General features: G+C 47.4%; 23 protein-coding genes. 8 read left to right on the plus strand and 15 right to left on the minus strand.

What is annotated here, in order from left to right; genetic code table 11:
* Positions 1-180: 180 nt before the first annotated feature.
* The 6 genes from BM099_RS02335 to BM099_RS02360 form a co-directional block, all read right to left on the minus strand.
* Positions 181-1,830 carry an efflux RND transporter periplasmic adaptor subunit gene (locus BM099_RS02335; protein ID WP_090723824.1) on the minus strand — a complete coding sequence of 550 codons (1,650 nt, stop codon included), beginning with the start codon at positions 1,828-1,830 and terminating at the stop codon, positions 181-183.
* A 74-nt stretch (positions 1,831-1,904) separates the two neighbouring features.
* Positions 1,905-4,067, minus strand: coding sequence for a biotin/lipoyl-binding protein (locus tag BM099_RS02340; protein WP_090723826.1), 2,163 nt, complete (start codon positions 4,065-4,067; stop codon positions 1,905-1,907).
* Between the two features lie 3 nt (positions 4,068-4,070).
* Entirely contained in the window at positions 4,071-5,882 is a 1,812-nt protein-coding gene (locus tag BM099_RS02345; protein WP_090723829.1) for a GAF domain-containing protein, read from the minus strand.
* 217 nt (positions 5,883-6,099) lie between these two features.
* Entirely contained in the window at positions 6,100-7,863 is a 1,764-nt protein-coding gene (locus BM099_RS02350) for a 1-deoxy-D-xylulose-5-phosphate synthase (protein WP_090723832.1), read from the minus strand.
* Positions 7,863-8,741: a polyprenyl synthetase family protein gene (locus BM099_RS02355; protein ID WP_090723834.1), complete on the minus strand. Its 879-nt coding sequence runs from the start codon at positions 8,739-8,741 to the stop codon at positions 7,863-7,865. The genes BM099_RS02350 and BM099_RS02355 overlap by 1 nt, the downstream gene beginning before the upstream one ends.
* Before the next feature lie 4 nt (positions 8,742-8,745).
* Positions 8,746-8,988 (minus strand): exodeoxyribonuclease VII small subunit, encoded by a 243-nt coding sequence (locus tag BM099_RS02360; protein ID WP_090723836.1) that lies wholly within the window; start codon positions 8,986-8,988, stop codon positions 8,746-8,748.
* A 259-nt stretch (positions 8,989-9,247) separates the two neighbouring features.
* Between BM099_RS02360 and pomA the strand changes: the two genes are divergently transcribed.
* Together pomA and BM099_RS02370 are read left to right on the plus strand one after the other, a co-directional pair.
* Positions 9,248-10,003 (plus strand): flagellar motor protein PomA, encoded by a 756-nt coding sequence (gene pomA / locus BM099_RS02365; RefSeq protein ID WP_090723838.1) that lies wholly within the window; start codon positions 9,248-9,250, stop codon positions 10,001-10,003.
* A 12-nt stretch (positions 10,004-10,015) separates the two neighbouring features.
* Positions 10,016-10,954 carry a flagellar motor protein MotB gene (locus BM099_RS02370; RefSeq protein WP_090723840.1) on the plus strand — a complete coding sequence of 313 codons (939 nt, stop codon included), beginning with the start codon at positions 10,016-10,018 and terminating at the stop codon, positions 10,952-10,954.
* Between the two features lie 67 nt (positions 10,955-11,021).
* On the opposite strand, the gene BM099_RS02375 is transcribed toward BM099_RS02370, so the two are convergent.
* Together BM099_RS02375 and BM099_RS02380 are read right to left on the minus strand one after the other, a co-directional pair.
* Positions 11,022-11,327 carry a c-type cytochrome gene (locus BM099_RS02375; protein WP_090723843.1) on the minus strand — a complete coding sequence of 102 codons (306 nt, stop codon included), beginning with the start codon at positions 11,325-11,327 and terminating at the stop codon, positions 11,022-11,024.
* Positions 11,328-11,533: 206 nt separating this feature from the next.
* Positions 11,534-11,737, minus strand: coding sequence for a hypothetical protein (locus tag BM099_RS02380; protein WP_090723845.1), 204 nt, complete (start codon positions 11,735-11,737; stop codon positions 11,534-11,536).
* Positions 11,738-12,076: 339 nt separating this feature from the next.
* Here BM099_RS02380 and urtA point away from each other — a divergent pair, with 339 nt between their 5' ends.
* From urtA to BM099_RS02410, 6 genes are all read left to right on the plus strand, one after another.
* On the plus strand, positions 12,077-13,342 hold the full coding sequence (gene urtA, locus BM099_RS02385; protein WP_090723848.1) for an urea ABC transporter substrate-binding protein: 1,266 nt from the start codon (positions 12,077-12,079) through the stop codon (positions 13,340-13,342).
* A gap of 93 nt (positions 13,343-13,435) precedes the next feature.
* Entirely contained in the window at positions 13,436-15,061 is a 1,626-nt protein-coding gene (gene urtB, locus BM099_RS02390) for an urea ABC transporter permease subunit UrtB (protein WP_177201067.1), read from the plus strand.
* Positions 15,062-15,064: 3 nt separating this feature from the next.
* Positions 15,065-16,165 (plus strand): urea ABC transporter permease subunit UrtC, encoded by a 1,101-nt coding sequence (gene urtC, locus BM099_RS02395; RefSeq protein ID WP_090723851.1) that lies wholly within the window; start codon positions 15,065-15,067, stop codon positions 16,163-16,165.
* Positions 16,162-17,001, plus strand: a complete 840-nt coding sequence (gene urtD, locus BM099_RS02400) for an urea ABC transporter ATP-binding protein UrtD (RefSeq protein ID WP_090723854.1) — start codon at positions 16,162-16,164, stop codon at positions 16,999-17,001. Before urtC ends, urtD begins: the two co-directional genes overlap by 4 nt.
* 3 nt (positions 17,002-17,004) lie before the next feature.
* A complete protein-coding gene (urtE, locus tag BM099_RS02405) occupies positions 17,005-17,700 on the plus strand; it encodes an urea ABC transporter ATP-binding subunit UrtE (protein WP_090723856.1) in 696 nt (231 codons plus the stop codon).
* Positions 17,697-18,551: an urease accessory protein UreD gene (locus BM099_RS02410; protein ID WP_090723859.1), complete on the plus strand. Its 855-nt coding sequence runs from the start codon at positions 17,697-17,699 to the stop codon at positions 18,549-18,551. Before urtE ends, BM099_RS02410 begins: the two co-directional genes overlap by 4 nt.
* Positions 18,552-18,666: 115 nt before the next feature.
* Here BM099_RS02410 and BM099_RS02415 read toward each other — a convergent pair whose 3' ends face one another.
* From BM099_RS02415 to BM099_RS02445, 7 genes are all read right to left on the minus strand, one after another.
* Positions 18,667-19,614 (minus strand): cation diffusion facilitator family transporter, encoded by a 948-nt coding sequence (locus BM099_RS02415; protein ID WP_090723862.1) that lies wholly within the window; start codon positions 19,612-19,614, stop codon positions 18,667-18,669.
* Positions 19,615-19,653: 39 nt separating this feature from the next.
* Positions 19,654-19,893: a thioredoxin family protein gene (locus BM099_RS02420; RefSeq protein WP_090723864.1), complete on the minus strand. Its 240-nt coding sequence runs from the start codon at positions 19,891-19,893 to the stop codon at positions 19,654-19,656.
* An 11-nt stretch (positions 19,894-19,904) separates the two neighbouring features.
* A complete protein-coding gene (locus BM099_RS02425) occupies positions 19,905-20,903 on the minus strand; it encodes a permease (RefSeq protein ID WP_090723867.1) in 999 nt (332 codons plus the stop codon).
* Between the two features lie 115 nt (positions 20,904-21,018).
* The gene (gene arsB / locus BM099_RS02430; protein WP_090723869.1) at positions 21,019-22,044 is read right to left on the minus strand and encodes an ACR3 family arsenite efflux transporter; all 1,026 of its coding nucleotides are present in this window, start codon (positions 22,042-22,044) and stop codon (positions 21,019-21,021) included.
* Between the two features lie 61 nt (positions 22,045-22,105).
* Entirely contained in the window at positions 22,106-22,450 is a 345-nt protein-coding gene (locus BM099_RS02435) for a metalloregulator ArsR/SmtB family transcription factor (protein WP_090723870.1), read from the minus strand.
* Between the two features lie 104 nt (positions 22,451-22,554).
* Complete coding sequence (locus BM099_RS02440) at positions 22,555-22,986, minus strand: DUF6691 family protein (RefSeq protein WP_090723871.1); 432 nt, start codon at positions 22,984-22,986, stop codon at positions 22,555-22,557.
* Positions 22,986-23,429 carry a YeeE/YedE family protein gene (locus BM099_RS02445; RefSeq protein WP_090723872.1) on the minus strand — a complete coding sequence of 148 codons (444 nt, stop codon included), beginning with the start codon at positions 23,427-23,429 and terminating at the stop codon, positions 22,986-22,988. Before BM099_RS02445 ends, BM099_RS02440 begins: the two co-directional genes overlap by 1 nt.
* Between the last annotated feature and the right edge of the window lie 17 nt (positions 23,430-23,446).

The following is a 23,446-nucleotide window of genomic DNA, read 5'->3' on the forward strand; positions in this document are numbered from 1 at the left end:
AGCGTGAGTGTCCAGGCCTGATGGGTGCTGATAATGACTGGTTATGTTTTACCTATACCCATTAAAAGTAGACCAGTGTGCTGGTTTCATCAAATACCGCTGTTGCTTTGTGCAGGCTGGTTTGGATGTTAATGGCTGGTTTGGAGTTTGGCGTTTGGGTGTTGCAGGCAGGTTTGGGTGTTACAGGCTGGCTGTGGTGTTGCAGGAAATTGAGGGAGCTAGCGTGGCGGTATCTGCTATTGCTTGCAACGTGTTGCTTCCGAGCTGGGATAGGTCGCCATTGATTAATAACCAGTGGTGCTGTGTATATCGTGGCTCGAGCACTACATCAAAGCCTTTCTTTTTTAGTCTGCTTGCACGCAGTTCAGCACTGTCGGTAGCCGAATATAAACCTAGCGATACCTGATGCGGTTCATTTTTCTGGCTTCTGATAAGAAAATGATCTTTATCACCTAATGAGCGCAGCTTGCTCAGGTAAGCATTCGCTTCTTTTTTTGTATCAAAGGGAGGCGATAATACTTTGATACCTGTCGGCTGATTGTCTGGCAGGGATTGTACGCTGATATCGATACCTTCAACTTGTATCGTGGTTGCTTTCTGGTTTGCAGTCGCCTTATCGTTATAGGGGCCTAACCAGGCGCATTCAGTTGCCTCGGGATGCGTGTCCGCTTGTATCTGAGCTACTGTTTCTTCTTGTGGTGCTGTTTCTGTTTTAGCTACCGTTTCCAGCGGGACAGCCGTTTCCGTTTCTATTACTGCTGCTGTCTCTTCAGCTGCAGCCGGTTCTACTTTTTCTTCTGTTTGCTCTGGTGCAGCCGTTTCCAGTTTAAGATTACTCACTTGACCTGCTTCATCATCAGCAATCGGCTGCAACGGGGTCGTGTCTTCCTCTGGAATGAAATTGATACGACAGCGTAACCCCGCAGGAATTTTATAATCAGGATTATCCAGTGTCAGGCGCACGCCATAAGTACCACTGGCGACATCGGCAACGCGATCAACACGGCTTACTTTCGCCTGCCATTTGCCACCGACGGCATCCGACCAGACATCTGCCATCATGCCTTTCTGAATTTTTCCCAGTTGTTGTACCGGAACAATAACTTCTACATGAAGCGGCGAGAGCTGTGCCACACGTACAACCGGTTGGTCATCAATATATTCGCCGACTGTTTTGAATCGATCCATGATAACGCCGGAGATAGGGCTACGAATGCTATGTTGCTCCAATACTTCCTGGGCACGAGCGACCTCCAGTTGTGCAAGTTTTTGGTTGTCCCTGGCCTGGCGTAACTGAAGTCGCGTTAATTTTAATTCGGTTTCTGTCTGATCCATGTCTTTACTGGAAATAACCTTCTTGGAAAACAGATCTTCAACCCGCTTGTACTGGCGCTGGCCGAATGCAGTATTGAGGCGACGTAAGTCAATTTCTGCCGTGAGTGCAGCCCGTGTCCGTGCTAACTCTAATGCGGCTGTATTAACACCTGATTCCAGTGTGGCGACTATTTCGCCGGACTTAATAAAATCACTACGATCAACCAATACAGTGCTTAACACTCCCGGAATACTGCTGCCTAAATCGGCGACGATACTGGGATTAATGACGCAGTCTAAGGGCTCGAGTGTGTTGGCTGGCATGTGGGATGGCATGTAAGATGGCATGTGAGATAGATTTCTGGCTGGCGTGCCGGATGAGTCCCCTAACGCGATCGAGGGCAGTAGCATAGATAGCATAAGGAGTGCTGATAAGTGATGACCTATTCCCCGGGTGCAATCCATAATGTCCCTTAATGTCAGCTTGGATATTTTATCTGTTGGCTTAGTTAGCATAGCAAGGGTTTTCGCCTTAATGTCTAATTTCTTTAGATTTATATTTCAAATGTCAGATTATTGATGCAATAAATTTACACTTTAAGATGACTTAACAATAGTTGATGAATGCTTCTTTCCCATTGCTGCCATAAAGCTTCTGATCCATGATTCAGGCGAATATAAACACGTCCACCAATACCGGGTACCTGAGTGCCTTGAGGTAGTGCAAGATCCAATTGAAAAACCTTTTCTGTTGCTGTGAAGCCAGTTTCATCGCGCGTATCCACCGTGATGTCACCGCCGCCTAAAGCCCCCAGTGCCGGATGAGGTAGTTTAATGCTACCGGCAGGAACTTGGCGTAATAAAGTCGCGGCTATTGGTGCCCCTGTCTGGCCAGCCAGCATCACGTCGATTGATAAGGGTTTTGTACGTAACAGTCCGACGCTTTGCTGTTTGATGACCGCGCGCACAATCGGTTGTTTATCCTGTATTACATATCCCAGTACATCGCCCTGGTGTACAAATTGCCCGCGTAACTCATAGGGATCATGAAAAATGAAGCTCCCTTCTGCAGGACTGCGTATCTGTAACCCTTTTATGCGAGCCTCTACCTGTGTAAGTTCGGCTGTGACTGCATTGATATCGTCAGCGATCATGGCTCCCCGGACACGGCTGCGTTTTTGTTCTGAAGCTTGCTGTGTTCGCAGTTCGTTTAAGCGTGCATAGAGTGTTTTTTGTCGGGTGAGCAGTGTCTCATCCTTGAGTTGAAAGAGTAGTTCTCCGCTGGTGACATGGCTGCCTGGCGTGACGAATATTTCCTTCACAAAGCTATCCAGGTCGCTCTGTACCTGGCTGTTATCGTTTAGCGCTATCACGCCTTGCGCCTGTGTAATCAAGGGCACGGGTACCATCAGAAGACTGCCGAGTAGAAGCAAAGTGACACCTAGTGCAACAAACCCCCGTGTTCTTTTTGCTTCTAAGCGTTGACTGGTGGCAAGAAAGGTAAACGTGCGGATCAGGGGTCTGATCAACTGTATAAAAACGGCCCAGCAGGCGAGGATAACGCCGACAATCAAAAACTCCGTGGACAGGTATAGTGCAATGCCGACCAGGATTGATAACCGGTAGAGCGGTGAGGCGAATCCATAGAAAAAGAACCAGCCACGTTCGCCGTCGGCCGTGACCGGCGAGCGTGTGTCGCTTAGCTTAAGTATATATTTTTGAATAAGGTAGATATAAAAACGACCTGAGCGTGATGCAAGGTTAGGAATCTCTACCAGATCTTCAAGCACATAGTAGCCATCAAAACGCAGTAAAGGATTTCCGTTAAACAGCAGGGTAGAAATACTGCCGATCAGGGCCAGATTCAGGGCTGTTTCATGCACGATTCCGGGTTCGGTTAATAGCCATATAAAGAGTCCGAAGGCGGCAAGCAGTAACTCGACAAAAATACCGGCGGCGCCGACCATTGCGCGTCGCTTTTTATCACGAAATGCTGAAGCAGCAGAAGCATCAACATAAGGAACCGGCATAAATACCAGCAGGGTTATTCCGGTTTCATGGACTTCACCACCCCATGCTTTGACGGCCATGCCATGTCCTAATTCATGGAAAATTTTAACCACCGGGTATAGCAGCCAGAATGATAATACTTCAGAGGCACTGAGTGTTTTAGCGCCAATAGCAGCGCTGATTTGAGACGTATTAGTTAATGCCAAAAGCACAGCGAGCAGCACAATACTCAGCCATATCCCCAGGCCCGTGTGTGAAAAAAAGAATCGTGCTAAGGGCGCTAAATGGTCAAGCAAGCGGTTAGGGTCAAACAGCGGTATACGTAATGATAGCGGGTTGCTGAGGGCGCGGCGTCGCTGACGCTTAGACTGTGAGTAACGATTAAGCACATCCTCAGCGCTGTGTGGCAGTGCTCCGCGAAGTACTTCAGCACCGTGAAGCTGCGCTAGAATCTGCATGATATCTTCAGGTGTGAGTGCCTGATTGGTGTGACGCGACTCATTAGCAAGATGCATGATTTCCTGAACAGTAAAATCACCATTGAGTCGGCCGATGACTTCAAATGCAGCGGCATTAAAGCGATTAAATCGTCCGGCTGACTCGTCATGTAACAGATACCAGCGTTCGCCGCGATAATCCTGAACAAGAATACGAACATGTTTGCGCAGGCGTGGCTTTAACTCCGCGATATGTTGCCACAGCTGGGGTGTTTGTGGCGGGAGTACAGTATTAGCGGCTGTCATAGTTTATAAACCTAGCGACCACGCCCACAGGCGTAATCGATTGAGTAATGACCAGGTCCATACTTTTATTATACTGGCACGGCCAATGTTAACTTTTGCAACGCCTTGCATGCCCGGGCGTAATCCCGGCTGCTCGTCAGTTATCTCTGCTTCAACCCTAAAATGATTGTCGCCTTGTCTGGCGGAAGAAATAGGAACAATACGAGACACTGACAGTTGAATAGGTTGCTCGGGCAACCCGGCTAAACGTAAACGGCCTTGCTGCTCAGAGGCTATCCCGGCAATGTCGTGATCATTGACTTGTAATGCAACCCGGTAGCCTTCGGCGGGCACTATTTCAAATAGTAATTGCCCACGCTCTACGGGTACGCCTAGCGCTCTGCTCCAGTCGCCACTGATCAATAACCCGTTAAACGGTGCACGTAACTGGGTATGCTGCAGCTGTTCGTCAATGTGATGTAACTGCGCATCCGTTTGTGCAATGCGTGCTATCAGAGCGCTGACTTGAGCTCTATCTCTGATGGCAAGGGCCTCCTGGTATTCCTTGGAATGTTTCTCGCGCTCGCTTAGCCATTTTTCCTGTTGCAGTAATAGATCCCGGTTATCTAAAGTCGCCAGTATCTGATCTTTTGTGACGCTATCGCCGGCCCTTGCGTTGGCCGTTGCGATATAGCTGCTAAAAGGAGCGACGACAGCTTGTTGCATGGATCCCTCAACCGTAGCCTGTGCCGTAACGAGGTGGTCTGTTTCAAGGAAGGTAATGAGCAACAGAGCGGTAAGGCAAATAGCCGTCAATGCTTTAAAACCTATGTTTCCAGCGCTTGTCAGGCGTTGTCCGTGTGTTCCTATTTTATGTAAAGAGTTTTTCCAGCCTGGTTGCGATTTGATTTGTCTCAGATGGAAGATGGGAGCCAGATGTTGAGTTATAGTGCTCAGTTGATCGATAACTTTATTGTCAAAGCGGTTGGTTTTTTCACTGAATAAAGTGATGACGCCGATTAACGTATTGTCACAGGAAAGAGGAATAGAGCATATCGAGCCCTTGTTTGAATTTAAGAGCTGTTGCGCATGAATATGGATGGATCCGGGCTGCTCTGATGTATTGTCCGGAATAATAATAGGCTTGCCATATTCGATACATTCTTCCATGGCAAATTCAATTTGGCTTACCCGCACAATACGTCGGTCAAATTGCAACTGATGAGACATGCCCAGAATCTGTACTTGTAAACCTTTGCAAAAACCGAGTACTACCCGCGAGCAATCGAAGTTGTCGGCCAGATAATTACACAGATGATGCGCTGTGATCGCGAGTGGTTCATTTTTTGAGCATACGGCAACGGCGTCTAATACCAGAGTGGGTGTTCGGCGGCGGTCACTGTAGTAACGCTCAAGTGTTTTTTCAGCCCAGATGGCACCCCACTGTAACAGTTGTAAAACTGCCTGGCGCTGAGCTTCTGAGCGAATTTCCAGTGCTAAAACCACGGCGCCGATTACGCGGTCTTTCTGGAACAAAGGGTAGGCAACATAGTCGAAAACTTCTGCATTATTGCTCACCTCTTTTTGTGCAATGCCAGCGCCACCTTTAATTGTTTTGGCAGCGATGCTTTGCAGTGTAGAGGATGTCTGCCCCGAAGCTGGCCAAAGTGCCGCCGGTTTTAGGGAGCTTATATCGTTTTTCGTGGATAAAAAAATGCCACCATGATTCACATCAGAAATCATTCTGCACTGCCAATCCAGCCAGTGTTCAATTTCTTGTGAATTGACCGACGTGGTTTCGCTGCTGGTTAAATTGTCAGTGTTTGAATCAAGCATGCACTATCCAAAAAACATATAAGGGTATTTCTAAAAGCGGACAGCTTTTGTCTGATTTTTCAGGAGGCCTATTTTCGGTAAACCAATTTCCGGTAAACCTAGAGTGTCCGTAACTTTTGTCTATTTGTTCAAAAATTATAGACCATAATTTCTAAGTCAAACTGGTTTGTTAACGAATGTTCAAAATAAGATAGGAGTAAAAAATTAATCGAGGGGGTTACAAATACTTAAATATAGTATCAACGCATTGAGCCTCTCTGGATGCATGCTCTATCCAGCGGTCTGGAATGCCATGTATTTTCAGTGTGCCTTGCCAGTTGGATTGGGCAACAAATTCAGCGACAGCGGAACCTGCACCTCCTTGTACGGCATGGTCTTCAATACTGATAAAGTGTTGATGGGTTTTCATCAGAATGCTGAGCAGTTCTGTATCCAATGGCTTAACAAAACGCATATCGACCAGCGTGTGTTGTTCTTTGTCAGCCAGTTTTTTTGCCTCGGCGAGGAACGGGCCGAAGTTGAGGATGGCGGTGCCAGACCTCCCCGAGATTAACAGCCTTGCTTTACCTATTGGCAGGATCTCATCGTTATAGATGGGGGTTGGGCAGGCGCCGCTGCCACGTGGGTATCTGACAGCAGCCGGGCCTTTATGTTGATAGCCGGTGTTCAGCATCAGCCATTGTTCCTGCTCATCAGCCGGTGTCATGATGACCATGCCAGGAATACAGCGTAGCGCTGCTATATCGAAACAGCCGGCATGTGTCGCACCATCTTCGCCAACCAGGCCCGCCCGGTCGACAGCCAGCAGCACGTCAAGAGACTGAATTGCAATGTCATGAATAAGTTGGTCGTACGCACGCTGCAAAAAAGTGGAGTAGATCGCTACGACAGGCTTGGTTCCGGCGCAGGCCAGACCTGCTGCGAAAGTTAAGGCATGTTGTTCTGCTATGGCGACATCGAAATAGCGTTCAGGAAAGGCTTGTGAAAACGCAATCAGGTCTGAACCTTCGGGCATCGCGGGTGTAATCCCAATCAGTCTTTTGTCTTGTTGGGCTGTATGCAATAACCAGCGCCCGAAATGGTTAGCAAATGTTGCTTGTTTGGTTTTCTTCGGGGTAGTGATAGGTTCCAGTTTGGTAATCGCATGGTAGCCAACCGGGTCTGCTTCGGCGGGTTGAAATCCTTTACCCTTTTGGGTGGTAATGTGCAAAAACTGTGGGCCTGGTTTGTGCAATGCGTCTTTCAATGCGGGTAGCAGTACCTCAAAGTCGTGACCATCAATAGGCCCGCGATACTCAAAAGCGAGCGCTTCGAACAGGGCCGCGGTGGTTTCACTGCGGCTGCCTTTAGTCCGCTTCAGGTCCTTTTTCAGGTTCTTTGCCAGATAAGTCGCTAAGCCGCCTTCATTACGCGAAATTGACATATCATTGTCGTTCAGTACTACCAGTATATTCGCGTTGGTATGAGCTGCATGGTTAAGCGCTTCAAAAGCCATACCTGCCGTAAGTGCGCCATCACCAATGATCGCGACCGTTTTCGTCTCTTTGCCATTTAACTGGTCGGCAACCGCCATACCTAAAGCTGCACTGATGGATGTGCTGGAGTGGCCCGTGCCAAAGTCGTCGTAGATGCTTTCTTCCCGCCGTGGAAACGGCGCTAATCCATCTTTATGACGCATGCTGAGCATCTGCTCACGGCGGCCCGTTAGAATTTTATGTGGATAACTCTGGTGACCAACATCCCAGACCATATGGTCTTTTGGGGTATTCAGCAGATAATGCAGTGCAATGGTGAGCTCAACCACGCCAAGACCCGCACCAAAATGCCCGCCGGTCTGGCCAACACTGTAGAGCAGGAAGGCCCTGAGTTGTTGTGCAATCTCGACGAGCTGCTCTTCAGGTAAGCGGCGCAGGTCAGCAGGAAAGTCGATGCTATCCAGTAGCGGAGTATCAGGACGCGTTGTCGGGATATGCGTAAACATTAATGGGTCCGGCGAACAATATAGTCAGCTAGCTGACGTAATAATATGCCTTGGTCGCCAAACGGTCGTAACGCATCGAACGCGGCTTGATGAAGCTGGTCGAGTTTTGCTTTAGCGCCCTCCATACCCAGCAGAGCAGGGTAGGTCGGTTTATTTTGTTGCAGGTCTGATCCCTGGGGCTTTCCTAATGTTTGGGTATCGCCTTCGATATCGAGGATGTCGTCTTTCACCTGAAACGCCAGCCCGATAGCATCGCCGTAGGCAAGTAAGGCGGCTTTTAATGACGTATCTGTGCAATTGGCAGACAGGTAACCCAATTCTATAGAGGCGTTGATCAGCGCACCGGTTTTGTGGGCGTGCATCTGTTTTAGTTGCTCAAGGGTCAGCGCTTTATCTACATGGCTTAAATCAAATGCCTGGCCGGCAACCATACCGCGATCACCACTGGCTTTTGCCAGTACTGAGATCATCTGCAGTTTTGTTTCGGCGTTATTGTCAGCGGTGGTTAATAGTTCAAAAGCAAAGCACTGCAGGGCGTCACCCGCCAAAATCGCCGTGGCCTCATCAAAAGCGATATGGCAGGTGGGCTTTCCACGCCGAAGATCATCATCATCCATCGCGGGCAAGTCATCATGTACCAGCGAATAGCTATGAATACACTCAATCGCACAGGCAGCTGGATCGGCTTTGCTGATATCACCATTGAGTAGCTGATTAACGAGGTAGACCAGCAGTGGCCGGACACGTTTTCCGCCATTAAATAGTGCATAGCGCATAGCATCCTGAAGAAGGGGTTCTATACTGTTATGCACAAGTGAATGTTTGAGCTGCTCTTCGACACGATGATGATATGTCTTAATGGCGGTTTGCAGTGCCACGTGATTATTCCTGTTCTATGTGGAAAGGTGCAGTTTTCAGTTCACCGTTTTTGGAGGTGAGAATTTCAACTTTCTGTTCGGCCTGGTCGAGTATTGTCTGGCACTCGCGGGTCAGTTTGATGCCTTCTTCGAAAGCGCTAAGGGATGCTTCAAGGGTTAAGTCCCCTTGTTCCATCTGGGTAACCAGTGACTCCAGATCAGCGAGCGCTTGTTCAAAGTCAGGTGTTTTTTTCTTGCGAGGCGTCATGGGATTCCTACTGGGCAAAGCGTAAAAAAACGAATCGAAAACTGATTCTAAAACGAATTTAAAACTGATTCTAAAACTCTTTCTAAAACTCTTTATAAAACTAGGGGTAAATCAATTCATAAAACTGCCGACATAAACCTATACTTACAACTGCCGACATAAAGCTATGTCGATAGAGTATACCAGTAATCTATTCTGGTATTATCCTCTAAAATAAAACAGACAAACAGGTATTAGCTTGTCTTAAAAGGAGATTTGTGTGGATATAGCGACGCTCGTCGGGTTAATAGGCAGCTTAGGTATTGTCGTTGCCGCAATGGTTACCGGCGGTGATGTAGGTACATTTGTTAACCCACCTTCTTTACTTATTGTGGTTGGCGGCACGCTTTTAGTCGCCTTGATGAAGTTTACATTGGGGCAGTTTTTGACAGCCGGTAAAATTGCCGGTAAAGCCTTTATGTTTAAATCGATAAGCCCGGAAGACATTATCAACGAAACTGTTGAGCTGGCTGATGCTGCACGTAAAGGGGGGTTGCTCTCCCTTGAAGATAAAACCGTTAGTTCCGATTTTATGCAGCGCGGTATTCAGTTGCTGGTTGATGGACATGATCCCGACATAGTGCGAACACTGCTGAATAAAGAGATGAAACTGACCTATGAACGCCATGAATTCGGCAGTGATATATTTAGAGCGATGGGGGATGTGGCACCTGCCATGGGGATGATCGGGACATTGGTAGGTCTGGTGCAGATGCTTGCTAACATGAGTGATCCTAAATCTATCGGGCCTGCGATGGCCGTGGCACTGCTGACAACCTTGTATGGCGCTATGATCGCTACCATGATTGTCTTGCCGATGGCAGATAAATTATCGATGCGTAAGAATGAAGAAGCCCTTAATCAAGCACTGATTATTGATGGTCTGCTGGCCATTCAGGCAGGTCAGAATCCACGCGTTATCGAACAAATGCTCAGAAACTACCTACCTGAGAAGAAACGGGTTATGGCCAGTTAGAGGATTTGACAGATGAGTGATGAAGAACAAGATTGTCCACCATGCCCTGCGGGGTTACCTGGCTGGTTGGCTACGTTTGCGGATTTGATGTCACTGTTGATGTGCTTCTTCGTATTGCTGCTGTCTTTTTCAGAGATGGACGTACTTAAGTTTAAACAGTTGGCAGGATCAATGCGGGAAGCCTTTGGTGTGCAAAATCAGATCAAGGTTGAAGACATCCCGAAAGGCACGTCGATTATTGCGCAAGAATTCAGCCCTGGCCGTCCTGAGCCGACACCTATCAATGAAGTCCGTCAGATGACGGTTAACAATGATATGAATACTCTGGATATTCGCTCCAAAGTGGGGGAGGCAGAAAACCTCGACAAGCAACAGAATGAGGCTGAACTGATAGAACAGCTGCAACAGCAGTTGCAGGAAGAAGCCAAAGAGCAGGCGATTAAGTTTGCGACGGCGTTAGCACAGGAAATTGGCGATGGTAGCGTGGAAGTCGAAGCAAATGAGCTCAAGGTAATTATCCGGGTAAAAGAAAAAGGCTCATTTCCCTCCGGTTCTGCGGAACTGAAGTTTGAGTATATCCCTGTGGTGGCTAAAATCCGCGATGTTTTACTGGACGTGCGAGGCGGGGTTTCTATAGAAGGGCATACCGATAATGTGCCTTATTCTGGTAGAGCGTTTCAGTCAAATTGGGATCTGTCGGCCGCGCGTGCGCTGGCGGTGGCTAATGAGCTGTTTGATGACCCGCGTATTAATCAATCGCAATATCAGATTATTGGCCATGCAGACAGTAAGCCTCTGGTACCGAATGATTCAGCGGCCAATCGTGCGACCAACAGGCGTGTGGAAATTATTATCCAGAAAGGTAAAGACAAAGAGCTACTTGAGAAAGTTCAGGCGAGAGGTTTTGGGGATACAGAGGGGGAGCGTTTAGCGCCTAATGAGATTTTCTAAGAGGGTATAGATTTTTCTTTATATACAAAAAAACCGCCATAAGGCGGTTTTTTATAAGCATCCATTATTACTTAAGGTCGCTTGTCATATGCTCGATAGCGGCCGCTAATTCAGCATCAGTACAATCCATGCACGTACCTTTAGGCGGCATAGCGAGAATGCCTGATGTAGCGGTGGCTAGCAGTCCATCAGCACCTTTAACGAGACGGGGTTCCCATGCGGCAGCGTCACCTTTTTTTGGTGCGCCAGCAATGCCGAAGTCATGACAAACGAAGCATTTGGTTTTATAAACTTCTTCACCAGTGCGTTCAGCGTTAGCAGCAGCAGGAAGCAACATTGCAGCAGCAGCTGCCAGAATCAGAACTTTTTTCATAGTAATACCTTTATATAGGTTCACGTGTAATTAGTATTCAGGTAACAATCGGCAGTTTAGGTCGTTTCACCATAGGTAAAAATAGATGAAGTGGTATTAATATGCCATGAATAATAAGTCTGAGGGAAGAAAGTTCTGGTTAACATGATAAATATCAAGAAGCGGCTTCGTTGTGAGTGAAATAACAACGAGGGGGGCTATGGTTGTTATCCTGGTAGCCTCATTGCATATCTCGCCTGGTGATACTGGCTATGCAGCGCTCGCAGCTCAGAATGTTTACTAGCGACGAGTTCGACGCCGGCCTGTTCTGTTATCTCCTGTGGAACATTTAATAAATTTTTTGCATCGCTCATTGAATAACCGCGTTTCAGCAATTGCGTCAGCTGAACACTTATATGATGGTGTTCCATCCTTGTTTCCTCTTTTTTATAAATTAGCCCTGTCATCATGCATTAGATATGTGACAGTTTTATGTCTGACAGCAGGAAAGTGATTTAATTTCATACCTGAACGAAATCGATTAGGTTTGCCCTATAAAGCGGCGCTACAGATGCGCCCTAAAAAGGTGCGAGCTTTCGTTCATCTATTTAAAACGTGGTCGATAGTTGTGCGTCGCGATATCAGTCAGTGACTTTTTGTCTTGTTAAGGTGTTGAATTTAAAAATAATTTAAAAAATGGAATGGCTTGTGCAGTAGGCTCCCTAACTATAATGAGAGGAGCATCAACGGTGAAGACATTTAAAAAGACAATGTTAGGCGCGGCTTGTGCAATGGCGCTTTCGGCTGGTTCCCAAGCTGCTTTGGCAGAAGACACTATTAAAGTAGGTATTTTACATTCGTTGTCCGGCACGATGGCGATCAGTGAAACTACCCTGAAAGACACTATGTTGATGCTGATTGATGAGCAGAACGCTAAAGGTGGATTGTTAGGTAAAAAACTGGAAGCGGTTGTTGTCGACCCTGCATCCAACTGGCCGTTGTTTGCTGAGAAAGCACGTGAACTGGTTTCTAAAGAAAAAGTAGATGCTGTTTTTGGCTGCTGGACATCGGTATCGCGTAAATCTGTATTACCCGTTTTTGAAGAAACTAACAGCTTGCTGTTTTATCCCGTGCAGTATGAGGGTGAAGAATCCTCTAAAAATGTATTCTATACCGGCGCAGCGCCTAACCAACAGGCGGTTCCTGCCGTTGATTACCTAATGAATCAAGGTGTTGAACGCTGGGTTCTGGCCGGTACGGATTATGTTTATCCACGTACTACCAACAAAATTCTCGAAGCCTACCTTAAAGCGAAAGGGGTAGCGCCTGAAGATATCATGGTTAATTACACGCCGTTTGGTCACTCTGACTGGCAGTCGATCGTTTCAGATATTAAGAAATTCGGCTCAACAGGTAAGAAAACTGCCGTTGTATCTACCATCAACGGCGATGCGAACGTTCCTTTCTATAAAGAGCTGGGTTCACAGGGCGTCGCTGCTTCTGATATTCCTGTCGTTGCTTTCTCGGTAGGGGAAGAGGAGTTGTCGGGTATTGATACAGGCCCACTGGTCGGTCATTTGGCAGCCTGGAACTACTTCATGAGTGTTGATAGTGAAGCCAATGATGAGTTTATCGAGGCATGGCAGAAGCACGTCAAAAATGAAGACCGTGTCACCAATGACCCAATGGAAGCGCATTACTTAGGTTTCAACATGTGGGTCGAAGCGGTTAAAAAAGCAGGGACAACCGACCCGACCGCCGTGCAGGAATCTATTATCGGCGTTGCTGTGCCTAACCTGACAGGTGGATACGCCACCATGATGCCAAATCATCATATTACTAAGCCCGTCCTGATTGGTGAAATACAGGATGATGGTCAGTTTGAAGTGGTCTGGAATACATCGGGTACCGTTGCTGGTGATGCATGGTCTGATTACCTTGAAGGATCAAAAGACCTGATCTCTGATTGGAGAGCGCCTCTGTCCTGCGGTAACTACAACGTTAAAACAGCCAAGTGTTCCGGGCAAAACTTTTAATCCGGTGTTGTTAACTAATCGTTGATTCAAAGAGCCTGCTTGCGATTTTGCAGGCAGGCTCCTTCCGTAGTCCCCGCGTGAGAGTTTTTTATGATGACCTTTAGCATACGCCATATTTTCCGGTATCTATTGAGCTGTCTGTTCCTCGTATCGGTGTTAATCAGCAGCCCTGTGATGGCGGCTGATGATTCGCAGTCGTTACAAGAGGTGAGTCAGTTACTGATCGATGGTGATTTTGATGAGAAGAGTCGTGCGTTGTCGCGATTGGCAGAAACATCACATCCGCGTACCAGTGAAATACTGCAGCTTTTGTCTGATAGCCAGCTGTACTACCACAAAAAAGAAAAGCAGCTGTATATCATTACCGAATATGACAAAGGGAAAGTCGCGAAAGACTTGGCGGGCAATGAGCAGGTAATTACAAAAAAACGAGATTACAAAAAAGTCACGCTAAACAATAAAATGCGTGGCGTGATTAATCGAATTAAAGCGGAATTGGGATTAAATGCCGACAATCCGCAACAGCGTGAAGCGGCGGTGCGCGATCTGCTTAAAGATATTACGCCCGATACGGTGACCACGCTAAAAGCCCGCTTTTTTATCGAAGAGAGTAAAAAAGTCCGTGAGATGATCAATATTGCACTGGCTATCAATGATCTCAAAAGCAGTGATGACGTATTGCTGTCCAATGCAATAGAGCAGTTAGATGGTTCCCTGGAGCAAGAGTCGCGCAGTGCGTTAATGACATTTGTTTCTACAACCGAAAGTCCGCAGCTAAAAAAGCAGGCACAGATTGTACTAAAAGGTATTGAAGACAAAGTTCAGTACTATGGCTGGCTGGAAACTTTCTATTTTGGTTTGAGTCTGGGTTCAGTGCTGGTGTTGGCCGGTATCGGTTTAGCGATCACCTTTGGCGTGATGGGCGTGATCAATATGGCGCATGGCGAACTCATCATGATCGGCGCTTATACGACCTACGTTATTCAGTTACTCATGCCTGATCATATTGAGTGGTCTATTTTAGTCGCTATTCCGGCGGCGTTTGTCGTTTCTGGTTTAGTCGGCATCGGCATCGAGCGGGGTGTGATTCGTTTTCTTTATGGACGTCCGCTGGAGACGCTGTTGGCAACGTTCGGTATCAGCCTGATTTTACAACAGGCAGTACGTTCAGTTTTCTCTCCGTTGAACCGCAGTGTCGAAACACCTGACTGGATGAGTGGCTTAATTCAGATTAATCCGGTGTTTTCTCTCACCTTAAGCCGACTCTACATCATTTTATTCTGCCTGATCGTATTTGTAGCATTACTGCTGGTACTGAAAAAGACCGCGCTGGGGTTGCAAGTGCGTGCGGTATCACAGAACCGTGCGATGGCACGCGCGATGGGTATACGTTCTAACCGTGTCGACGCGTTAACCTTTGGCCTTGGTTCAGGGGTTGCCGGTATTGCGGGCGTCGCGTTATCTCAGCTGACCAACGTAGGGCCAAACATGGGGCAGGCGTACATTATCGACTCCTTCATGGTGGTGGTGTTTGGCGGTGTGGGTAATCTTTGGGGCACATTGGTTGCCGGGTTAAGCCTGGGTGTGGCTAATAAGGTGCTCGAACCCTGGGCTGGGGCTGTGCTCGCTAAAGTACTGATGTTGATTTTTATTATTCTGTTTATTCAGAAGCGACCACGCGGGTTATTCCCACAACGTGGCCGTGCGGCGGAGGGTTAGGCCATGGGACTGCTGAATATTTTGAAAAACGACCGTGGCGGCCAGATTATGCTGGGAGTGCTGCTGGTGATAACCATTCTGGTGCCACTGCTTAATCTGCTGGTTCCTGAATCTAACCCACTGCATGTACCCACTTATACCGTCACCTTGATGGGTAAATACCTGACGCTGGCGTTATTAGCGGTGGCTGTCGATCTGGTCTGGGGATACTTAGGCATACTGACGCTGGGACATGGGGCTTTTTTTGCCTTAGGCGGATACGCCATGGGCATGTACCTGATGCGTCAGATTGGTGATCGTGGTGTATACGGTAATCCTGAATTACCGGATTTTATGGTCTTTCTAAACTGGCAGGAGCTGCCATGGTTCTGGCAGGGTTTTGATCAGTTCTGGTTTGCCGCCATTATGATCATGTTGGTGCCCGGCGTGTTGGCGTTTGTGTTTGGCTGGCTGGCATTTCGTTCACGGGTATCCGGTGTGTATCTGTCGATCATCACTCAGGCAATGACCTATGCGCTGATGCTGGCATTTTACCGTAATGAGATGGGGTTTGGCGGTAATAACGGCTTAACCGACTTTAAAGATCTGCTGGGCTTCTCGTTACAGGAAGATAGTACCCGAATTACCTTGTTTGTTTTATCGGCCGTCGCGTTAGCTGCAGGCTATCTGCTGTGTCGACATATCATGAATAGCCGACTGGGGCGGGTCTGTATTGCAGTGCGCGATTCTGAATCCCGCGCTCGTTTTATGGGCTACCGGGTCGAAAATGTAAAACTCTGGATCTTTGTAATCTCAGCCATGTTGGCGGGTATTGCCGGTGCCCTGTATGTGCCGCAAGTGGGCATTATCAACCCGAACGAATTCTCACCGATCAACTCGATTGAAATCGTTGTATGGGTGGCGGTAGGCGGAAGGGCAACGCTTTATGGTGCGGTGATTGGTGCGCTGTTAATCAATTACGCGAAAACCTATTTTACCGCCGAGTTGCCGGAAATCTGGCTGTTTGCTTTAGGGGGGATTTTTGTACTGGTTACCTTGCTGTTACCAAAAGGGGTAACAGGATTTATCGATAAGCTGCAGCAACGCAAGGAGGCACAGGCATGAGCATTATTACCGCATTAGAACACGTCGTTGATCGTGAGCATGTCTATCCGTTTCTGGTGCCTAAGCAGGCACCAACACTGGATGTCTCGCATAAGGTTTTGCTCTATCTGGAAGGTATTTCGGTCAGCTTTGATGGCTTTAAAGCGATCAATGACCTGAACCTGTATATCAATGATGGCGAACTGCGCTGCATCATCGGCCCCAATGGTGCCGGTAAAACCACCATGATGGATATCATCACAGGGAAAACGCGGCCCGATTGCGGCTCAGCCTGGTTCGGGCAAACGATCGACCTGTTAGCCATGGATGAGCCCGCTATTGCGCAGGCAGGCATTGGGCGCAAGTTTCAAAAACCAACTGTATTTGAAGAACTCAGCGTATGGGAAAACCTCGAACTGGCGATGGCAGACGACCGCGATGTCTGGTCGATATTCAATGCACGTCTGAATAGCGAACAAAGCAGCATGCTACTGGAAACCATCGAACTGATTGGTCTGCAGGAGAATGCCAAAATGCCGGCAGGCCGACTATCACACGGTCAGAAGCAGTGGTTAGAGATAGGTATGTTACTGATGCAAAAACCGCGATTATTGCTGGTAGATGAGCCGGTAGCCGGTATGACCCACCAGGAGATGGATCGTACCGCTGAACTGTTAATCTCGCTGGCCGGTCGCCATTCTGTGGTTGTGGTTGAACATGATATGGATTTTGTTCGCAACCTGGCGGGTGACGATCGTACCGTCACCGTGCTCCACCAAGGCAGTGTTCTGTCGGAAGGCCGCATGAGCAAAGTACAGCAGGACCCGAAAGTGGTCGAAGTTTATCTGGGAGAGTGATGGATGCTGAATATCGAAGGTCTTAATCAGTTTTACGGGCAAAGCCATACACTCTGGGATGTAGACCTGCACGTGCCGGAAGGTCAATGCACGGTCTTGATGGGACGAAATGGGGTGGGCAAAACCACCTTGTTGCAATGCATCATGGGACATCTGGCGGTGAAAAGCGGCAGCATCACCATGGCGGGCAATGACCTGATGAAAACATCGGTTGAGCAGCGCCCACGCTTGGGTGTTGGTTATGTACCGCAAGGACGGCAGATCTTTCCATTGTTGAGTGTGGAAGAGAACCTGCAAACCGGTTTGCCTGTCAGGGCGCGCAACGACCGCAAAATTCCCGACTACATCTTTGATCTGTTTCCGGTACTGGCTGAAATGATGCATCGTCGCGGTGGAGATCTTTCCGGTGGGCAGCAGCAACAACTTGCCATCGGACGTGCACTGGTGGTTAATCCTCAGTTACTGATTCTGGATGAGCCTACCGAAGGAATTCAGCCCAATGTAGTCACAGAGATTGGCGACATCATTCGTAAACTCAATCGCGAAATGGGGTTAACCGTCCTGCTGGTTGAGCAGAAACTCCCTTTCGCGCGTAAAGTCGGCGACCGTTTCTGTATTCTCGACCGTGGGCGGCATGTAGCTGAAGACGACATGGCCAAGCTCGACGATCAACTGGTTAAAAAGTACCTCACCGTATGAACGCACCCGTTACCAACCTCAAAGCTCCGTCATCCTCAATCGGCTGGAAAGCCCGACTGCACCTGGGTTATCAGCACCGGCAGGGGAAAACTCGTCTGGTGGACCGCCTGCAGCGAGGCCCCCTCGCTGTGCAGCGGCCGTTGCATCCCGAAGGCAGTCCTTGCCATACGTATCTGTTGCATCCTCCTGGTGGTGTTGTCGGTGGTGATCAGCTGGATATTCGCGTGCATACCCAGACAGGTGCACATACGGTTATTACTACCCCGGGTGCCACTAAATTTTATCGTTCTGATGAAAAAATGGCCTACCAGCACCAGACATTGACCGTTGAAAAAGACAGCACGCTGGAATGGCTGCCGCAAGAGAATATCTGCTTTCCCGGCGCGCATGCGCAAATACACAGCGATATCCACCTGACACAGGGTAGCCGCTTTATCGGCTGGGAACTGCAATGCCTCGGCCGTCCTGCCAACCAGGAGCGATTCAGTCATGGCAGTATCGATGCCAAAACCCGTGTATTCATAGATGAGCAGGTCACACTGGTCGACCAGATGACAACACAGGCCGATAGCTTAATAGACAGCGCCGCCGGGTTAAGAGGCTACGCCATGAGTGCCACGCTGATAGCCGGCACTATCGAAGCCGAATATCTTGAATCGGTACGCGCCGTACTCGAAAGCTTTGAGCCGCAACTACCCGTCGGTGCTACCTGGGTAGATGGTTTGCTGGTGGTACGCATGCTAGGCAATAATACCGAAGATATTCAAAATGTCCTGATTCCCGTTTGGAAAACACTGCGCGAACAATGGCTGCAGATCCCCGCCTGCCCGCCGAGAATCTGGGCCACCTGAACGTTTGCCTGTCTTAAAATGGCTACCGCGATGACCGCTGAATCCCAAGATAAATCTTTGTCGAAAATAGTTTATCGCACCAGCGCTGAGGAATTAAGTAAACTGTCCCCAGAATTCAGGAATTAAGTAAACTGTCCCCAGAATTCACAGATAATGGTTGTGGATCGAAGGTACATGACAAGGAAGAACATTGCTCTGCAAAGCTCAATGATTCTATTTGAATGGTGACATGTGAAATTTTAAACTGATGACGAATCAGCTCTTTAATTTCTTCGAGTAATTCAAATGAATTGTCATCGGGCTGATTGATAACAAGATGTACACTCAGAGAATTTTCAGTGGTAGACATAGCCCATATATGCAAGTCATGAATTTGTTGAACGTGGGGATGGGCAATTAACGCATCACTAACAGATTCAGGGTTAATGTCATCAGGCACACCTTCAAATAAAAGGTGAGTGGAACGCTTAAATAATGACCATGTACTCAAGACCACAACCGTTGCGACAATTAAACTCATCATTGGATCTAACCAAGAGAGTGGCCAAAAGATATATAGAATGCCAGAAATAACCACAGCCAGTGATACCAACGCATCAGCGGCCATATGCAAGAATGCCCCCCTAATATTTAAATCAGACTGACTACCTTTTATAAAGAGAGCTGCAGTAATAGCATTAATTATTACACCGACACTGGCCACCCAAATGATGGTTTCAGGTTGCGCATTATTGACTTGATCCAATCGGGAGATAGCCTCCCAGGCCAATGCCCCCATTGCCAATAGTAAAATCGCTGCATTAAAAAAACTTGCCAGAATAGATGCTTTTTTCCAGGCAAAAGTATGACGCTGATTGGCTTTGATATTGCCCATAGCCACCGCTATCCACGCCAACAACAAACCAGCAACATCTCCCACGTTATGCGCAGCATCGGCCAGTAACGCGAGAGAATTAATGTGCCATCCGAATGAAAGTTCTAGCAAAACATAGCCAATATTCAGAGCGATACCTATGCCGAACAATCGACCATAGTTAGTGGTGTGAGTATGTTGATGAGTCATATCGTGTCACTCTGTATTATGCGCGAATTAATGAGAAATTTACTCCTGCCCTAACCATTCTTTGACTTGGGATACCTGGGGTACGGATCCGGAATGAATCAGTTTTTCATCGATCACTACCGCAGGTGTGCTCATCACGCCATAACCCATAATAACTTCGGGATTGGTCTCTTTTGTTACGTTTACATCGATTTCTAATGCTTGAGCTGTTTCGGAAATTATTTCCGCTGTCTTTATGCACTTCGCACAACCGCTACCCAGTACTTGTATGTTTTTCATAGTTTTATCCTTTATAGAAATGGAGTGAAGAAATTAAACAGCCAACCGACTAAGGTAAAAGCAACCAAAAGTAATGCAAACAGTGTTGCTAATAGCTTCCACTGCATCACTTGTTTGAGCAAAATGAATTCAGGAAAACTGGCAGCTACTGTACTCATACAAAACGCTAATGTTGTGCCAATAGGTAAGCCGTTAACGATGAGGCTCTCCATGACGGGAATTACACCCGTTGCATTAGAGTAAAGCGGTATTCCAAGCAGTACCGCCGCAGGCACAGACCACCATTGGCCGTCTCCTAAATGTTCCTGTATCCAACCGTCGGGGACAAAACCGTGCAAAGCGGCGCCCAAACCAACACCAATAATCACCCACTTCCAGACTCGGCCAAAAATCTCAAAAGATTCAGTTTTTGCGAATTGGTGGCGCTCCTTAATGGAAAGTTTTTTAGGTTTAGCTACATCCTTGGTCGATTCGTTCGTTTGAGCCTGTCCTTTCTCCAGGGCTTTTGCAGCAAAAGATTGCAACCACCTCTCGGCTTTAATCGCATCAAGAAATAAGCCTCCCAGAATTCCGACAGACATGCCGATCACTACGTAGAGTACGGTAAACTTCCAGCCCAATAAGCTCATCAGTAAGAGCACAGCCACTTCATTAATCAGTGGAGAGGTGATCAAGAATGCCATTGTGATACCCACGGGAATACCCGCTGAGGTAAAACCCAGAAAGATAGGGATACTGGAACAGGAGCAAAACGGGGTAATAGCTCCAAAGCTTGATCCCATCAAATAGCCTACCCCACGATGCTTGCGCGCTAGATAGTCACGTACCGTTTCTACATTCAGTGAGGCCCGCATCAGCGCTATCACGTAAATCATAACAAGCAGTAGTACAAATATTTTACTGACATCCTCAATAAAAAAATGTACCGCATCTCCCAACTTGGTTTCTGCTGATAACTCTAGAATGGTATAGGTAAACCAACTCGCAAAATCACTAAAAATCCCTAACATGACGTAAAGTCCTTTATTAACGCTGACATTATTCGCACTCCATCTCTTCGAATACACGCTGTGCATTTCGGGCTGTTTTCATACGAACTCCTTGTAGATCAGATGGCATTTCAGGCTATTTATTCAAAGCGAACCAATGCTGCGTTTTATTCGCAAAGTAAACGAGAGAGAGCATCACAGGCACTTCAACTAATACGCCAACAACTGTGGCTAACGCGGCGCCAGAATGTAGGCCAAACAGCGATATAGCGACAGCAACGGCGAGTTCAAAAAAGTTGGACGTAGCGATCATGCAGGCAGGAGCCGCGATGTTATAAGGCAGTTTCAATACTTTGGCTGCAGCGTAGGCTATGGCAAAAATCCCATAGGTCTGAATTAACAATGGAATGGCTATCAACATAATAATCAGTGGTTGCTCCAGAATTCTCAGTGCCTGAAAGCCAAACAAAAGAATAATGGTGCCTAACAAGCCCACAATAGACCAAGGCTTTGCACTGGATAGAAATGAAGTAATGTGTTCTCCGTCATTATTTTTCTCAAGATAATGACGGGTAATTACTCCAGCAATCAAGGGTAAAAGAACGTAGAGAATCACTGATATCAACAAGGTTTCCCATGGGACAGTGATATCACTAACGCCCAGTAGAAAAGCGGTGATCGGAGCAAAAGCAAAAATCATGATGATGTCATTTACGGACACTTGTACCAGTGTGTAGTTAGCGTCACCTTTAGTCAGTTGACTCCATACAAATACCATCGCCGTACAAGGGGCAACACCCAGCAAAATCATGCCTGCTATATATTCACTCGCTGATGCGGGATCAACATAATCAATAAATAGTACTTTGAAAAACAACCATCCTAACGCCGCCATCGTAAAGGGTTTTATCAGCCAGTTTATAATCAGCGTAAGGACAAGCCCGCGCGGTTTCTTCCCGACATCTCTTATCTTGGAAAAATCTATTTGAACCATCATTGGATATATCATTACCCAAATGAGAACGGCAACAACCAGATTTACATGGGCGACTTCCAGTTTGGCAATGATAGAAAATATGTCTGGTATCCAATAGCCGAGGAGAACACCCGTTGCTATGCACAGAGCAACCCATACGGAGAGGTAGCGTTCAAAAATACCCATGTTGATTTCCTTTGTTAAAACCAAAACATATGAATTTTCATATGTGTATAGCTAAATATATTTAACAGCAAGCCGCCATTCTTTCAGGACGACCACCCATATCGCTTAATTTCGATAGACTTTCCTTAAGAAAAACGGTGTTACTTAACGTCGTTTCAGTGATGATTTTTTTGCTCCACTCAGGCAGATCAGGATTAATGCGATAAAAAATCCATTTTCCCTGACGACGATCCATCAGTAGCCCGCACTGACGTAATTGAGCGAGGTGCCTGGAAACCTTAGGTTGGATTTCTTGCAGGGCTTCCGTTAGCTCACACACACATAGCTCATTTTCATGCTCAATAAGAAGCACGCATTTCAGTCGAGTCTCGTCAGCTAGGCATTTGTAAAACTGTACTGGATTCATAACGAGGCCTTCATGATCGCTAAAGTAAACATATAAGCAATATTATATATATGAATTTTCATACATGTAAATATAATGTGTCTATTTTTTAAAAAAGTTTCTACTCAATTTTTGCCGTGTGCAAGCACCCACCGGGAAGCAAGTGTTCCTAGCACAAAAGCAGCAAAAGTAATGAGGATATCCAGATTGGCGAAGCTCAGTGAGGTAATCAGTGGGCCTGGGCAGTAACCTGCAAGTCCCCATCCGATACCGAAGATGATGCCGCCGATGACGATCCGTTTATCAACCTCGAGCTTCGAGGGAATACGAAAAAATTCGGCCAGCAGCGGACGCTGACGTTTCAGAATAAACGGTGTGGCGATTGCATTAACAGCCAGGCCGCCAGCCATTACAAAGGCCAGGGTTGGATCCCAGTTTCCAAAGATATCCAGAAAGTTCAGGACTTTAGCCGGGTCGATCATTTGGGATACGCCAAGTCCTAAACCAAACAGCGTTCCGGCAGCGAGTGTGGCTAACAGACGAATTAGGTTAGACATTACACCGCTCCCGATAGGTGGCGAACGATATAGACAGTCACAATCGCACTTCCCATAAAGCAGAGGGTGGCGATTAAGGAGCGCGGGCTGCGCCTTGCCAGACCACAAATACCGTGGCCGCTGGTGCAGCCTGTACCAATTTGAGTACCGATCCCGACCAGAAGGCCGCCGGTGATGAGGAGCGGCGTATCAGCCACTGCCTGGATATGGTTAACCCCGACCCCTAGCCCTAACCATTGATAGATGAAGCCGCCGAGTATTAACCCCAGCACGAATACCAGTCGCCAACTCATGCTGTCTTTCTCTTCGGGATAGATGATGCCGCCAGCGATGCCTGATATTCCGGCTATGCGTCCTTGAGCCAATAGCAGGAAGGCCGCTGCCAGACCAATCAGCGCACCGCCCAGTAAGGCTGACATAGGAGTGAAATTGATAATTGTCATAACATATACCTGTTGAG

The sequence above is a fragment of the Neptunomonas qingdaonensis genome (assembly GCF_900113275.1).
Taxonomy (GTDB): domain Bacteria; phylum Pseudomonadota; class Gammaproteobacteria; order Pseudomonadales; family Balneatricaceae; genus Neptunomonas; species Neptunomonas qingdaonensis.

Bases quoted from the DNA above. Each gene is read 5' to 3' on its own strand.
- BM099_RS02335 (WP_090723824.1), bottom strand. From the start codon at position 1,830: ATGCTAACTAAGCCAACAGATAAAATATCCAAGCTGACATTAAGGGAC.
- BM099_RS02340 (WP_090723826.1), bottom strand. From the start codon at position 4,067: ATGACAGCCGCTAATACTGTACTCCCGCCACAAACACCCCAGCTGTGG.
- BM099_RS02345 (WP_090723829.1), bottom strand. From the start codon at position 5,882: ATGCTTGATTCAAACACTGACAATTTAACCAGCAGCGAAACCACGTCG.
- BM099_RS02350 (WP_090723832.1), bottom strand. From the start codon at position 7,863: ATGTTTACGCATATCCCGACAACGCGTCCTGATACTCCGCTACTGGAT.
- BM099_RS02360 (WP_090723836.1), bottom strand. From the start codon at position 8,988: ATGACGCCTCGCAAGAAAAAAACACCTGACTTTGAACAAGCGCTCGCT.
- BM099_RS02370 (WP_090723840.1), top strand. From the start codon at position 10,016: ATGAGTGATGAAGAACAAGATTGTCCACCATGCCCTGCGGGGTTACCT.
- BM099_RS02375 (WP_090723843.1), bottom strand. From the start codon at position 11,327: ATGAAAAAAGTTCTGATTCTGGCAGCTGCTGCTGCAATGTTGCTTCCT.
- BM099_RS02380 (WP_090723845.1), bottom strand. From the start codon at position 11,737: ATGGAACACCATCATATAAGTGTTCAGCTGACGCAATTGCTGAAACGC.
- urtA (WP_090723848.1), top strand. From the start codon at position 12,077: ATGTTAGGCGCGGCTTGTGCAATGGCGCTTTCGGCTGGTTCCCAAGCT.
- urtB (WP_177201067.1), top strand. From the start codon at position 13,436: ATGACCTTTAGCATACGCCATATTTTCCGGTATCTATTGAGCTGTCTG.
- urtC (WP_090723851.1), top strand. From the start codon at position 15,065: ATGGGACTGCTGAATATTTTGAAAAACGACCGTGGCGGCCAGATTATG.
- urtD (WP_090723854.1), top strand. From the start codon at position 16,162: ATGAGCATTATTACCGCATTAGAACACGTCGTTGATCGTGAGCATGTC.
- urtE (WP_090723856.1), top strand. From the start codon at position 17,005: ATGCTGAATATCGAAGGTCTTAATCAGTTTTACGGGCAAAGCCATACA.
- BM099_RS02410 (WP_090723859.1), top strand. From the start codon at position 17,697: ATGAACGCACCCGTTACCAACCTCAAAGCTCCGTCATCCTCAATCGGC.
- BM099_RS02415 (WP_090723862.1), bottom strand. From the start codon at position 19,614: ATGACTCATCAACATACTCACACCACTAACTATGGTCGATTGTTCGGC.
- BM099_RS02420 (WP_090723864.1), bottom strand. From the start codon at position 19,893: ATGAAAAACATACAAGTACTGGGTAGCGGTTGTGCGAAGTGCATAAAG.
- BM099_RS02425 (WP_090723867.1), bottom strand. From the start codon at position 20,903: ATGTTAGGGATTTTTAGTGATTTTGCGAGTTGGTTTACCTATACCATT.
- arsB (WP_090723869.1), bottom strand. From the start codon at position 22,044: ATGGGTATTTTTGAACGCTACCTCTCCGTATGGGTTGCTCTGTGCATA.
- BM099_RS02435 (WP_090723870.1), bottom strand. From the start codon at position 22,450: ATGAATCCAGTACAGTTTTACAAATGCCTAGCTGACGAGACTCGACTG.
- BM099_RS02440 (WP_090723871.1), bottom strand. From the start codon at position 22,986: ATGTCTAACCTAATTCGTCTGTTAGCCACACTCGCTGCCGGAACGCTG.
- BM099_RS02445 (WP_090723872.1), bottom strand. From the start codon at position 23,429: ATGACAATTATCAATTTCACTCCTATGTCAGCCTTACTGGGCGGTGCG.